At 62.4% G+C, this 12747-nt stretch carries 12 protein-coding genes and 1 pseudogene; 6 read left to right on the top strand and 7 right to left on the bottom strand.

The annotated features are described in order from the left end of the window. Nucleotides 1-676: 676 nt before the first annotated feature. Entirely contained in the window at nucleotides 677-2026 is a 1350-nt protein-coding gene (gene glmM, locus RZS28_RS00710; RefSeq protein WP_407339316.1) for a phosphoglucosamine mutase, read from the bottom strand. 556 nt (nucleotides 2027-2582) lie between these two features. On the opposite strand from glmM, the gene ybgF reads away from it, so the two are divergent. The 6 genes and pseudogenes from ybgF to RZS28_RS00740 all read left to right on the top strand — a co-directional run bounded on the left by ybgF (nucleotide 2583) and on the right by RZS28_RS00740 (nucleotide 7013). Next, nucleotides 2583-3812, top strand: a complete 1230-nt coding sequence (ybgF, locus tag RZS28_RS00715) for a tol-pal system protein YbgF (protein ID WP_407339317.1) — start codon at nucleotides 2583-2585, stop codon at nucleotides 3810-3812. Nucleotides 3813-3995: 183 nt separating this feature from the next. Further along, a complete protein-coding gene (gene tilS / locus RZS28_RS00720; protein WP_407339318.1) occupies nucleotides 3996-4937 on the top strand; it encodes a tRNA lysidine(34) synthetase TilS in 942 nt (313 codons plus the stop codon). Between the two features lie 217 nt (nucleotides 4938-5154). After that, nucleotides 5155-6092: pseudogene (locus RZS28_RS00725) on the top strand (ATP-dependent metallopeptidase FtsH/Yme1/Tma family protein). Between the two features lie 201 nt (nucleotides 6093-6293). Then, nucleotides 6294-6473 carry a hypothetical protein gene (locus RZS28_RS00730; RefSeq protein ID WP_407339319.1) on the top strand — a complete coding sequence of 60 codons (180 nt, stop codon included), beginning with the start codon at nucleotides 6294-6296 and terminating at the stop codon, nucleotides 6471-6473. A 4-nt stretch (nucleotides 6474-6477) separates the two neighbouring features. Beyond that, nucleotides 6478-6846, top strand: a complete 369-nt coding sequence (locus RZS28_RS00735) for a hypothetical protein (protein WP_407339320.1) — start codon at nucleotides 6478-6480, stop codon at nucleotides 6844-6846. Nucleotides 6847-6869: 23 nt separating this feature from the next. Continuing rightward, nucleotides 6870-7013, top strand: coding sequence for a hypothetical protein (locus tag RZS28_RS00740; RefSeq protein WP_407339321.1), 144 nt, complete (start codon nucleotides 6870-6872; stop codon nucleotides 7011-7013). 235 nt (nucleotides 7014-7248) lie between these two features. On the opposite strand, the gene arsC is transcribed toward RZS28_RS00740, so the two are convergent. The 6 genes from arsC to tolQ form a co-directional block, all read right to left on the bottom strand. Next, nucleotides 7249-7659 carry an arsenate reductase (glutaredoxin) gene (gene arsC / locus RZS28_RS00745; RefSeq protein ID WP_407339322.1) on the bottom strand — a complete coding sequence of 137 codons (411 nt, stop codon included), beginning with the start codon at nucleotides 7657-7659 and terminating at the stop codon, nucleotides 7249-7251. Nucleotides 7660-7791: 132 nt separating this feature from the next. Beyond that, entirely contained in the window at nucleotides 7792-8301 is a 510-nt protein-coding gene (pal, locus tag RZS28_RS00750) for a peptidoglycan-associated lipoprotein Pal (RefSeq protein ID WP_407339323.1), read from the bottom strand. Between the two features lie 437 nt (nucleotides 8302-8738). Continuing rightward, a complete protein-coding gene (gene tolB, locus RZS28_RS00755) occupies nucleotides 8739-10073 on the bottom strand; it encodes a Tol-Pal system beta propeller repeat protein TolB (protein ID WP_407339324.1) in 1335 nt (444 codons plus the stop codon). A 56-nt stretch (nucleotides 10074-10129) separates the two neighbouring features. Beyond that, a complete protein-coding gene (locus RZS28_RS00760) occupies nucleotides 10130-10675 on the bottom strand; it encodes a hypothetical protein (protein WP_407339325.1) in 546 nt (181 codons plus the stop codon). Between the two features lie 587 nt (nucleotides 10676-11262). Then, nucleotides 11263-11712, bottom strand: coding sequence for an ExbD/TolR family protein (locus RZS28_RS00765; RefSeq protein ID WP_407339326.1), 450 nt, complete (start codon nucleotides 11710-11712; stop codon nucleotides 11263-11265). A gap of 225 nt (nucleotides 11713-11937) precedes the next feature. Beyond that, complete coding sequence (tolQ, locus tag RZS28_RS00770) at nucleotides 11938-12669, bottom strand: protein TolQ (RefSeq protein ID WP_407339327.1); 732 nt, start codon at nucleotides 12667-12669, stop codon at nucleotides 11938-11940. Between the last annotated feature and the right edge of the window lie 78 nt (nucleotides 12670-12747).

The raw sequence follows: 12747 nt of genomic DNA on the forward strand, positions 1-12747 counted from the left end.
TCCGAAACAGCGTAGCCGCTTCGGGCGATCGTCTTCGAGAACCTGCAAACCCATCCGCCACCTCCGCCCCAATTGGTGGAAAACACTAAACAATATGGCTTGTCGCCGCGGAGCGGCGGCCATAGAGCACGTCGTCAAGCTTCGGTATTATGGCTAAAGGGCAAGCAATGGATTCCAAAGAGTGTGTAGGCGCTAGCTTCGCAATAGGGTAAATAAGGGCCAAGATCATTACGCCAGAACGTGTTGGCGTTCGGCCGCCGCATTCTACCCATGGCCCTCTGCTTGCTCTTCATCAACACCGGCAAAGGGTCAGTAGCGTTCAGCCGGCTCTCCCCTCGGCGCTTTTGATTTGGCTCATTCTGCCCCGGTTTACGATTCTCGACAAGGTTGATCCCTCTTCATTGGGGAGATCAAAGGTTGTCGGATTGGGTCCCAGCGCCGACGTGACGGGCGGCGCGATAGACGCTTTTGCCGCTTCCGAGCCCTCGGCTAACAAGCTTGGCCAGCTTTAGGTTTTGTTAAAGGATGAAGCCGCGTACCGAAGCGCGAATGGTCCGTCGTGACCGCGCAGCCGCCGCGGTCACGCTGACTAAGTCAGGTTCTTGCTATGGGGCCGACGCTGTGCTCAGGGCTCCTGCCGCTCCAGCGCCCCGCTTCCCCGATGGGCGCCTTCGCCTCAAGCCGCCTGCGCCGAGGCCGTGAGAGCATCGCAGACGTCGTCGACGACGCGCTCGACGAGGTCGAGATTGTCGCCCTCCCCCATCACCCGGATAACCGGCTCGGTTCCCGACGCGCGAATGACGAGGCGACCGCTGTTGCCGAGTTTCTCCCGGCCGGCCTCGATGGCGTGGATGACGCTCTCCTCCTCCAAAGGCTTCCCGGTCTTGAACTTCACATTCTTCAAGACCTGCGGCAGAGGCTCGAAGCGATGGCACACTTGGCTCACCGGCTTCCCTTCCCGCTTCACGATCGCCATCAATTGCAAGGCCGCGACGAGGCCGTCGCCCGTCGTGTTATAGTCGCTGAGGATGATATGGCCGGATTGCTCCCCGCCAAGATTATAGCCATGTCGGCGCATATGCTCGAGCACGTAGCGATCGCCGACGGGCGTGCGGGCGAGCGAAAGGCCAATGCCATCCAGATAGCGCTCCAGGCCAAGGTTCGACATCACTGTCGCGACAATGCCCGGCTGCGCGAGCCTGCCATCATCCTTCCAGCTCTGCGCCACCGCCGCCATAAGCTGATCGCCGTCGACGACCTTACCCATCTCGTCGACGATGATCACCCGATCCGCGTCGCCATCCAGCGCGACGCCGACATCGGCGCGAACTTCCCAGACCTTCTTGATGAGCGCTTGCGGCGCGGTCGAGCCGACGTCGCGATTAATGTTGAACCCGTCGGGCTCGACGCCGATCGCGATGACCTCGGCCCCAAGCTCCCACAATGCCTCTGGCGCGACTTTATATGCCGCGCCGTTCGCGCAATCGACTACGATGCGCAGACCCTCGAGCGAGAGATTGCGCAACAGCGTCCGCTTGGCAAATTCGATATACCGCGCGCGATCGCCCTCGACCCGCATGGCCCGGCCGAGATCGGCGGGCTTCGACAATTTGAGGGCGAAATCCTTCGCGAGCATGGTCTCGATTTTCGCTTCGACCTCGTCGGACAATTTATATCCGTCCGGGCCGAAGAGCTTGATTCCATTGTCCTCGTAAGGATTGTGCGAGGCGGAGATCATGACGCCGATATCGGCCCGCATCGAGTGAGTGAGCATGGCTACCGCCGGCGTCGGCATCGGCCCGAGCAAAAGCGCGTCCATGCCGACTGACGTGAAACCCGCGACCATGGCGTATTCGATCATATAGCTCGAAAGCCTGGTGTCCTTGCCGATCACAGCCCGATGGCGATGGTCGCCACGCTGAAAAACGACGCCGGTCGCCTGCGCGACTTTCATGGCGAGTTCCGGCGTGATCGCCGCATTGGCGAGCCCCCTGATTCCGTCCGTTCCGAAATATTTGCGAGCCATCGCGCGAACATCCCTCAAAAGCGTGGTCAATAAAAATAGCAGAGCTTGTCGATTAAATCATTCAATTGAGTAAATATATAGAAAGTATCGGCGTACCATCTCGGCCCCGCCGACAATCAGCTAACATAAAAATTCTATGCTTCGGCCTTAACATTTCACGACCGGACGCATTCGCGCGCGATCAGGGATGGATCGGGCTCAGGCGTTGGACCGAACTTTGCCCCAAATTACTGCTTTCGTCATAGCCTGCGCGATGCAAAAATCGCTTGATCAAGGCGCGGAAAAAGATTCACCTTCGCTTGCGCGGCGCGTGCGATCGACCATGTCCCAATATCCAATATGATGCGGGAGCCGATCGCCTTGGGGCATAAGTCGTCCCTCGCGGCAAGAGAAGCGCCCCAGATCCTTTCGCGCCGAGGTCATGGCGATTTATTGCGAGGGGGCTCGCAGCCTTAGATCCACGCGCCCCCGACGTTCAAGTTTGGGCGAAAATGCGCTGTTTTATGGAAAATGCGCTGTTTTATAAAAGCGCGCAAATTCATGGGAATCACGCTTCATGACGCTTTTCGACAGAACCTGGCTCACCTTCCTTGCGGCGGCTCTCTTGCTCGGGATCGCTTTGCCGGCCGCTCGCGCGGACACTGAGGCTAGCCCGGCGGCGCGGCTCGACCGACTAGAGACGGAGCTTGCGGCCGCGCGAACGACGCTCCAGCTTGCGCAAGGATATGGCGTCCCGCCCGCGGACATCGGCGACGCCGACGAACTCCCTTATCCCCGGCCTCACCAACAAGGACCCGCCGGTCTCACGGTTCGGATCGATCGCCTCGACAATCAGATGCGCCAGATCAACGGGCAGATCGAGCAATTGCAGTTCGAAACCCGCAGGCTCTCGGAGCAGCTGAGGAAATTTCAAGAAGATGTCGATTTCCGTTTCCAGGACGTCGGCGGGCGCTCCCCGCCGCCGCCCGGCGGACCAAAACCCGTCCAAAAGCGCACCGACGCGCCGGAAAGCGTCATCGAACCAGGCGTCGACCCGCAGCGCTTCGCGACGACGGCGCCAAACTCGGCGCGACCCAGCCGGCGGCGACGCCTTCAACCCGGACGACGATCCGGATGCGCCGGGAGCGCCCGCCCTCTGGGAAGCCCAGCCGCGACGGCGCCGGATGGCCGGACTTCGGGCCTGAGCGCGGCGCGAACGCCCAGCCGCAGCGACACAGCCGGGCTCGACCAAAACGATCCGGACGCGCCGCTCGACCTTACAGGCGGTAGATTGCATGCCGAGCAATCCTCGCCGCCTCCGGCCCTAACTGCGAAGCCTGGGCCAGGCATTGCGCCCCAAGCAGCGGTCGCGTCGCCTGGCGGCGTCACGGCTGGCGGAACGGTGATCGCCGGCGCGCCGGCGAACCCGGTCAAGGAGGAATTCGACCTTGCGCTCGGCTATTATCGGCAGAAGGAATATGAAAACGCGGAAAAAAGCTTCGCCGCCTTTCTCCAGAAAAACCCCAAGAGCAAAATGGCCTCAGACGCCACCTATTATCTCGGCGAAAGCTTCTTCCAGCGCGGCCGTCAGCGCGAGGCGGCGGAGCAATATCTGAAGATCTCGACCCAATACGCCAATTCGCCGCGCGCGCCCGACGCTTTGCTGCGCCTCGGCCAATCGCTCCAAACCCTCGGCGCCAAAGAACAGGCCTGCGCCACATTCGGCGAAATCGTGCGCAAATATCCGAACGCGTCCGCGTCGGTGAAATCCGGCGCGGAGCGGGAAGCGAAACGCGCCCAATGTTGAGCCCGCGACGCGCGACCTCGACCCCGACCGCGCCGCTGCGCCGGATGGGGCAGCGGCCCGCACGGTGGAGGCGGCGCAGTTGAAGGCGGCCTTTTCGCCTGACGCCATTGCCGAGGTTATTTCCGTCGTCCTTGGGACGCCGCGCGCGGCGTCTTGCTCGCCGTTTCCGGCGGACCCGACTCAATGGCCCTGATGCTGCTCGCCGCCGAATGGGCGCATTTGCGCGCGGGGCCGCCGCTTTGCGTCGCAACGATCGATCACGGTCTGCGCAAGGACTCGCGCTTCGAGGCGGAGCAAGTCGCCCAATGGGCGGCGGCGCGCGCCCTGCCCCATACGATTCTCGTCTGGAACGGCGGGGGCCTGAAATCGCGTATTCAGGAGCGGGCTCGGGAGGCGCGCTATGAACTCCTCTTCGCATATGCAGCCCGAATCGGCGCGGATATTGTCGCGACGGCGCATCACGCCGATGATCAGGCCGAGACGATCCTTTTCCGGCTGCTGCGCGGAAGCGGCCTCGCCGGCTTGTCCGGCATGGCGGAGTCCTGCACACGCAATGGACTTGTTCATTCCCGCCCTTTGCTGCAATGCAGCAAGGCCGAGCTCGTCGCGCTTTGCGAGGCGAAGGCGCATCCCTTCCTGAACGATCCATCGAATCAAAATCCAGCCTACGCCCGGACCCGAATGCGCGGCCTGAGCGGCTTTCTTGCGGAACAAGGGCTCGACCGAAACGCCCTGCTTCGCTTGGGCCGCCGCGCCGCGAGGGCCGAGGCGGCCCTCGCTGCGCAGACTGAAATTGCTCACGCCAATGTGATCGCGAAGCGCGAGCCTGGGCGTTTTTCCGCTAATTTTATTTGCCTTGCGGACGAGCCGGAGGAAATTTTTCTGCGGGTCCTCGCTCGGGAAATCAAAATGCTGAGCGAGGAGAAGCCTGTTTTGCGGCTGGCGCGGCTCGAGGCGCTGACCCTTACGCTGCGCCATGCGCTGGGCGCGGGCGAAGCCTTCGCCGCCACTTTGGGGGGCTGCGCGATTCGGCTTCGCCGTGATGGGACCCTTACCCTCACGCGGGAAAGCGGGCGGCGACGGGGCCTTGCAAACACACAGCCGACGCCTTGCGGCCGGTCTTGAAGGCGAGCCCGCTATTCCAAGGGCGATGCTTCCCCTTGGCAAGGCTGAGGACGACGCCTACATTATTCCGATCGCCTCATCGGCAGCAGGCGTCATCTTTTTGAATGGACGGCCGGCCTTCCGGTCTGAACGGCCTGTAGCGGGAACGACAATGAATCCGAACTTCCGAAATTTCGCGCTTTGGGTAATCATTATCCTGCTCGTGGTCGCGCTGGTCATGCTGTTCCAGAACCCGGGCCAGCGGGCGCCGACGCAAGACATCTCGTTCAGCCAGCTCCTGAATGAGGTCGACCAGGGGCATGTCCGCGAGGTCACCATCGCCGGCAATGAGATCACCGGCCATTTCACCGACAATCGCGCCTTCGCGACCTATGCGCCGAATGATCCGACCCTGGTGCAGAGCCTCTACAAGAAGAACGTGTCGATCTCCGCCAAGCCGCCGTCCGAGGGCAATAACTGGCTCCTGACGCTGCTCGTCAACGGCCTGCCGCTCATCGCCATCTTCGGCGTCTGGATCTTTCTCTCGCGCCAGATGCAGGGGGCGGGCGGCAAGGCCATGGGCTTCGGCAAATCCAAGGCCAAGCTTCTGACCGAGGCGCATGGGCGGGTCACTTTCGAGGACGTCGCCGGCGTCGACGAGGCCAAGGAGGACCTGCAGGAGATCGTCGAGTTTCTGCGCGATCCGCAAAGGTTCCAGAGGCTCGGCGGACGCATCCCGCGCGGCGTCCTTCTCATCGGACCGCCCGGCACCGGCAAGACCCTGCTCGCCCGCGCCATAGCCGGCGAGGCCAATGCCCTTCTTCACCATCTCGGGCTCCGATTTCGTCGAGATGTTCGTCGGCGTCGGCGCGAGCCGCGTCCGCGACATGTTCGAGCAGGCCAAAAAACGCGCCCTGCATCATCTTCATCGATGAGATCGACGCGGTCGGGCGGCATCGCGGCGCGGGCCTCGGCGGCGGCAATGACGAGCGCGAGCAGACCTTGAACCAGCTGCTTGTCGAGATGGACGGGTTCGAGGCGAATGAGAGCATCATTCTGATCGCCGCCACCAACCGTCCCGACGTGCTCGACCCGGCTCTGCTGCGTCCCGCCGCTTCGATCGCCAGATCGTGGTGCCTGGAACCCGGATGTGGTCGGCCGCGAGCGCATCCTTAAAGTGCATGTCCGCAAGGTGCCTCTCGCGCCGGACGTCGAGCTCCGGACGGTGGCGCGCGGCACGCCGGGCTTTTCCGGCGCGGATCTCATGATCTCGTCAATGAGGCGGCGCTTCTGGCGGCGCGGCGCGGCAAGCGCGTCGTCACCATGGCCGAGTTCGAGGATTCCAGGACAAGATCATGATGGGCCGAGCGGCGCACCATGGTGATGACCGAGGACGAGAAAATGCTCACCGCCTATCACGAGGGCGGCCACGCCATCGTCGCGCTCAGCGTGCCGGCGACCGATCCGGTGCATAAGGCGACGATCATTCCGCGCGGCCGCGCGCTCGGCATGGTGATGCAGCTGCCCGAGCGGGACAAGCTCTCGATGACCCTATGAGCAGATGACCTCGCGCCTTGCGGTCTGCATGGGCGGCCGGGTTTCGGAGGAGATCATTTTCGGCAGGACAAGATCACCTCCGGCGCCCAATCCGACATCGAGCAGGCGACCAATCTTGCGCGCGCCATGGGTGACCCGCTGGGGCTTCTCCGACGAGCTCGGCACGGTGATGTATGGCGACAACCAGCAGGAGGTCTTCCTCGGCTATTCGATGGGGCGGCAGACCACCATCTCCGAGGCCACCGCGCAGAAGATCGACTCGGAAGTGCGCCGGCTGGTCGAAATGGGGCTCGGCGAGGCGCGCCGGATCATCACCGAGCGGCGCAACGACCTCGAGACCCTGGCCAGGGGCTGCTCGAATTCGAGACCCTGACCGGCGAGGAGATCCTCGGCCTGTTGCAAGGCCGCCGCCCGGTGCGCGACACCGGCGACGACGCAACAACGCCGCTGCGCGGATCTTCCGTGCCAACCACAGGCGTCATCCGCCCGCCAAAGGCGGGGCCCGAGCCCGGCGGATTGGAGCCGCAGCCGCAGGCGTGACCAACGCCAAACGTCGCGCCAAGCGGCGGCAAGATAGAGCTTTGCGGCCGCCTTTTGCTGAAAAAGGTGGCCGCACTTGCGTCGAGAGATTGCTTAGCGAAGATCGCAATCGCGGAATGCCGACCGAGAGCGCTGGCCGCGAATCCCCTAAGCCGCCGACGAGCTTATGCGTCTTCGTAGAAGGTCTCTGGAGCCTTGACGCAGCTTGGCTCTCAGCGGCGAGGCTGTCGAAGGCTTACTTCGGCTTCGCCTTGCTTTTCGCCGTCGTTCCTTGCGCAGGCTTCTCCTGCGCCGCTGCGGGAAGCAATTCATAGACGCGCTCAGGCGGACGGCAAAGCACCGCCTTGGTTTCGGTCGCCACAATTGGCCGCTCGATCAGAATCGGGTGTTTCACCATCGCGTCGATCAGGGCGGCGTCGGTGAGGCTCGCGTCGCCTAGTCCCAATTCGTCGAAGGGCGTCCCGCGCCTGCGCAAGATCGCCCTCGGTTTCAGCTGCAAGCGCGCGAGAAGGCCGCTCAGAACCGCCTTTGTCGGCGGCTCCTTCAGATAAGGCACAATGAGGGGCTCGATCCCCGCGTCGCGGATAAAGCCCAAAACCTTGCGCGAGGTGGCGCAGGATGGATTATGGTAAATAACCAAGGCCATGCGGCTCTAGCCTATGCTGCGACTTGGTTGCCCGCCACAAAAAACCGGCGCTTCGCGAGAAACGCCGGGGAGTTTAGGGCGGGGAACCCAGGAGGAAGAGCCGACGGGCTCGGGTCCCTCACCCGACCTCAATCAAGACTGGCCTGCACCGAGTATCGTGACAGCGCGGCGATTTTGCGACCAGCAGGAAATATCGTTGCAGACCGCGACGGGACGCTCCTTGCCATAGCTGATGGTGCGGATCCGCGAGGCGGGGATGCCGCGGGCGACGAGATAATCCTTGGCCGCCTCGGCGCGCCTTGCGCCCAAAGCGAAATTATATTCGCGGGTGCCGCGCTCGTCGGCATGGCCCTCGACCGTAAAGCTGTAGCGGGCGTATTGCTGCAGCCAGCGCGCCTGCTTGTCGAGGGTCGCCTGCGCCGTCGGGCTCAATTCGCTTGAATCGCTCTCGAAGAAGACCCTGTCGCCAACATTGACGGCGAAATCCTGTGGACTGCCAGGAGCGCCGCCCCTGCCGCCCGCGCCGAGGCCGGCAAGAGCGGCCTGATCTTCGGCCGGGTTCTTGGCGCAAGCGGCGATCGCGAGGGCGGCGCCCAGCACGGCGGCGAATCTCAATCCGCTCGTCCGTTTGAGAAAGCTCATCCCTTTCCTCCTTATGTGGCCGCAGGACATAGCCTGTCCTAGCGGCCGCTGGTTAATGGAAGGTTCCGTCAACCTTTACAGAAGTCTCTCGGGAAGCGTTGCATTTGAGCAATCGACCCTGATGGTTAACCTCGCATTGATGGCGGCAATGGGGCCGGCGAGCCGTCTCGCGGCGCGCTGTCGGCGCCATCGTTTCTTCCTGTTCAAATTTCTCATTCCCTCTCTTGAGCGCCTCCCGATCGGACGGAATCATCTGGTCGAAAAGGAATCGCTTAAATTCAAAGAGTTGGAGCATGTTCTGATCGAAAAAGTCGTTCAACTTTTTCGGAACATGCTCTAACGACGCAAGCTTTCGCCGCGCTGGCCGCGCAGCGATCAATCCGGGTCCAAAAAAGACCAGACAGAGCTTTAGCTTCTTGAATTGTCCCCGCCTCGGCTCAATTCAGGAGCGGGCTCCATGCCGGGTCCGAGCCGAAGCTCGGCGTCGGGACGGGAAATTCGCTTCGGCCGAACACATCGACCATGAAAATCTTCGCGCCGCTTTGTCCGCCAGGGTCCCGGAAAAACATGAGATAGAGCCCGTTCGGCGCCCAGGTCGGGCCTTCATTATGATAGCCTTCGGTCAAGATCCGCTCGCCAGATCCGTCCGCGCGCATGACGCCGATCGCGAAATTGCCGCTCTTCTGCTTGGTGAAGGCGATGAAGTCGCCCTTCGGCGACCAGACCGGGGTTGAATATCGTCCCTCGCCGAAGGAAATGCGATGCGGCGAGCCGCCGCTGGCCGACATGACATAGATCTGCTGGGAGCCGCCGCGGTCCGATTCGAAGACGATCTGGGTCCCGTCCGGCGAATAACACGGCGAGGTGTCGATTGCGCTCGAGTCTGACAGCCGCGTCGTCGTGCGCGAACGCAAATCCATCGAATAGAGATTCGAGGTGGCGCCCTGCGCCAGCGACATGATGATCTTCTGTCCGTCGGGCGAAAACCGCGGCGAGAAGGTCATGCCGGGGAAATTGCCGACGACCTCGCGCTGACCGGTCTCGATGTTCAGCAAAAGCACCTTCGGATCCGAAACGCCGAAGGACATATAGGTCACGTCCTGCGACGAAGGCGAGAAGCGCGGCGTCACCACAAGATCGTCGCCACGGGTCAGATAGCGCACATTGGCGCCGTCCTGGTCCATGATCGCCAGGCGCTTGCGGCGATTCTCCTTCGACCCCGTCTCGTCGACGAATACGACGCGCGTGTCGAAGAATCCCTGCTCGCCGGTAATGCGCGAAAAGATCGCGTCCGAGACGATATGCGCGATGCGGCGCGAATTATTGGGGTCGGTGACATATTGCTGGCCGGCGACCTGACCGCCCAACGCGACGTCCCAAAGCCGGAACTCGGCCTGCAGCCGCCCGTCGGGGCTGCGGCTGGCGCGGCCGGTCACGACGAATTGGGCGTTGATCGCGCGCCACGCCTCCATGCGCGGCGGCTGATCCGGATTTGCGATCTGCTCGACGAAGGTCTTCGGATCGATCGGCGAAAGAAAGACGGACCGCTTGAAATTATTGGTGACGATTCCAGTCAGCTGAGCGCTCGCGGCGGCGTCGCCGGCGAAAGCCGTCACCGCGATCGGAATCGGCTGGAACTCGCCCGACCTGCGCACGTCGAGGTAGCGATCCTGCTGCGCCGAAGCCGGGGAAAGCCCCAAGCCCGCGGCAAGGCCCGCGCCGGCAAGGACGATCGCCGACCTGCGGGTCAGGAGGCTAGGCTTTTCATTCAAATCAAAATCCGCGCGCAAGGAAACGGCTCGGCTATTTGGCGTGGAATTGGAAGATCTCACAGCATCTCCTCCGGATCGAAGCGAACGATCCGGCCTTTCCATTGATCGTAATAGGGCTGGTATTGCGCCGGAATATGCAGCGGATCGCAGCGCCGCACGGCCCGAAGCGCGCTTTCAGCCAAGTTGCGCAGGTTCGGATCGGATGGCGGATTGAGCAGGGAGGGCTGGCCGATCAGCGAACCATCCTGCGCATATTGGACGTGAATCTCTGGCACATATTTCTTCTGGCCGGCGGCCCCGATATAATTCCAGCAGCGCTTGTACTGCTCCTGCAGCAATCCGTCGAGCATGCTCCAGAGCGAAGGCGACATTTTCGCCGCGCTCGCGGTCGGCGACCCAAGCGACGCCTCCTGCTGAAGCTCCCGCCCTGTCGATTGCTTTCGCTGCGGCGCGTCCTTGCTCAAAAACCTGGATATGTCGCCCGGATCGAATTTTTGCGTCGGCTCCGCGGATTCATCGCCCGATTTTGGCTTCGAGATCGGTTTTTCGACAGGCTTTTCAGGAGTTTCCTTCTGTTTTTCCTGGTTGAGCAATTTCGCCAATTGGTCCGGCTTGAATTTCGGCTCCTCCTTTTTCGGCTTTTCGACCGGCTTCGGTTCGGCCTTGGGTTCGGTCTTGGGCCTTGGAACTGGCTTAGGCTCGACGGCTTCTGCGTCGTCGGGCTGTGGCTTCGCCTCCGATTGAGGCGGAGGCGGCGACTTTGCTGGTTCCGGTCTCGGCGCTGGCTTCGGCGGCTCCTCGGCTGGATGCGGCGGCGGCGCCGCCGCGCTGCGGTCCGGCGGCTTCGGGCCTCTTTCGACTCCTCGCGGCCCGGATCCGGCTCGCGCTTCAGCGGCGAAGGCGGCGCGGGGACGTCCGTCTTGGCGTCGACCTGCGACGGCTGCGGTTTGAGTTCGGCGATCTCGGCGCGTTTTTCGGATCTCTGGTTCGGCCTGACTTGCTTCGCCGTCTTTTCGCCTTTCATGATTTGATTGAATTCTTTGTCGCTGACCATCTCGACGGGAATGCTTTCGCGCGCGTCCTCGAATCGCGACGCGCGCGAAAAGGACAGCAGCAATGCGGCGAGCAGAAGCAGATGGACGCCGCCGGAGAGCGCAAGACCTGGCTTTTCGCGCAGCGACATCGCCGTTCAGTTCTTGCTAGGATCCGTGACCAGCGCGACCTTCTTATATCCCGCCGTGGTGACGATCGACATGACTTCGGCAATCCGGCCATAGTTGACCTGGTTCGCCCCCCGCACATAGATCCGTTCGTCGAACCCCGCCTTGGCGACCTCCTTCAGCTTATCCGCAAGCTGCCCGACGTCGACCGGCTGATCCATGACATAGACGACGCCCTTGTCGTCGACGGCGACGGAAAGCGGCTTCTGCTCGATGTTCAGCGCCGCGGCCTTGGTCTGGGGCAAATCAATCGGGACGCCAGTCGCGAGCAAAGGCGCCGCCACCATGAAAATGATCAAGAGAACCAACATGACGTCGATGAAAGGGGTCATGTTGATCTCAGCCATAGCGCCATAGCGCGGGACGCCGCGCCGCCTGCGTCCGCCGCCTCTGCGCACAGCAACACTCGACAAGGCCATATCAAAATCTCCCGCGCTGGGCTCTCATGGTTCGACCTTGGCGCTTGAAGCCGCAAGCGCCAGTAAAACTGGACCAGACCTAAAGAAGCCGACGCCTCGATCAGTAAGCGCTCTAGAGCTTGTTCCGAAAAAGTTGATCGACTTTTTCGATCAGAACATGCTCCAACTTATTGATCTGGAGCGAGCTCTTTTCGATCGGATGATTCCATCCGATCGGAGCGCGCTCTAGGCCGCCTGATCGTGAACCGAACGCTGATCAATCTGACGCGACAGGATCGAAGAGAATTCGTCGGCGAATCCTTCGAGCTGCGCCTGCTTCTTGGCGACGTCGCCTTGCAGCTTGTTGTAGGCGATCAACGCGGGGATCGCCGCGAAGAGCCCGATCGCGGTGGCGAAAAGCGCTTCCGCTATGCCCGGAGCGACGACCGCGAGCGAAGTGTTCCGCGAAGCCGCGATCGAGCGGAACGACGACATGATGCCCCAGACCGTTCCGAACAGACCGATGAAGGGACTGGCCGAGGCCACGGTCGCCAGCACCAGAAGATTGGATTCGAGCTTCTCGACCTCGCGCGCGATCGCGACATCGAGCACTTTCTCTATTCGGGCCTGCAGGCCCATGAAGGACGAACTCGCGCCCTGCACCGTGCGCCGCCATTCCCGCATCGCGGCGACAAACAGGCTCGCCATTCCCGTCGTCGGCCGCGACGACAAGGTGGCGTAAAGCTCATCGAGGGAAGCGCCCGACCAGAAGACGTCCTCGAACTGGGCCATGGCGCGCTGCGTCCGGGCGAGGAGAATCACTTTGTTGATGATGATCGCCCAGCACCAGACCGACGCCGCAAGCAGTCCGATCATGACGATCTTGACGACAAGGTGGGCGGACCAGAACATGCTCAAAAGCGAGACTTCGGCGCCGGGCCCCGGCAAGCCGGCGGCTGCAATATCGGCAGGATTCATCTCGTTCGTCCTCCTTCAGCCGGCGGGTCGGGCGCCAAGGCGATTGCACGCATAAACTTTCGGGCCTTTCTTGGCGCG

It is taken from the genome of Methylocapsa polymorpha, from assembly GCF_045689225.1.
Lineage (GTDB): Bacteria > Pseudomonadota > Alphaproteobacteria > Rhizobiales > Beijerinckiaceae > Methylocapsa > Methylocapsa polymorpha.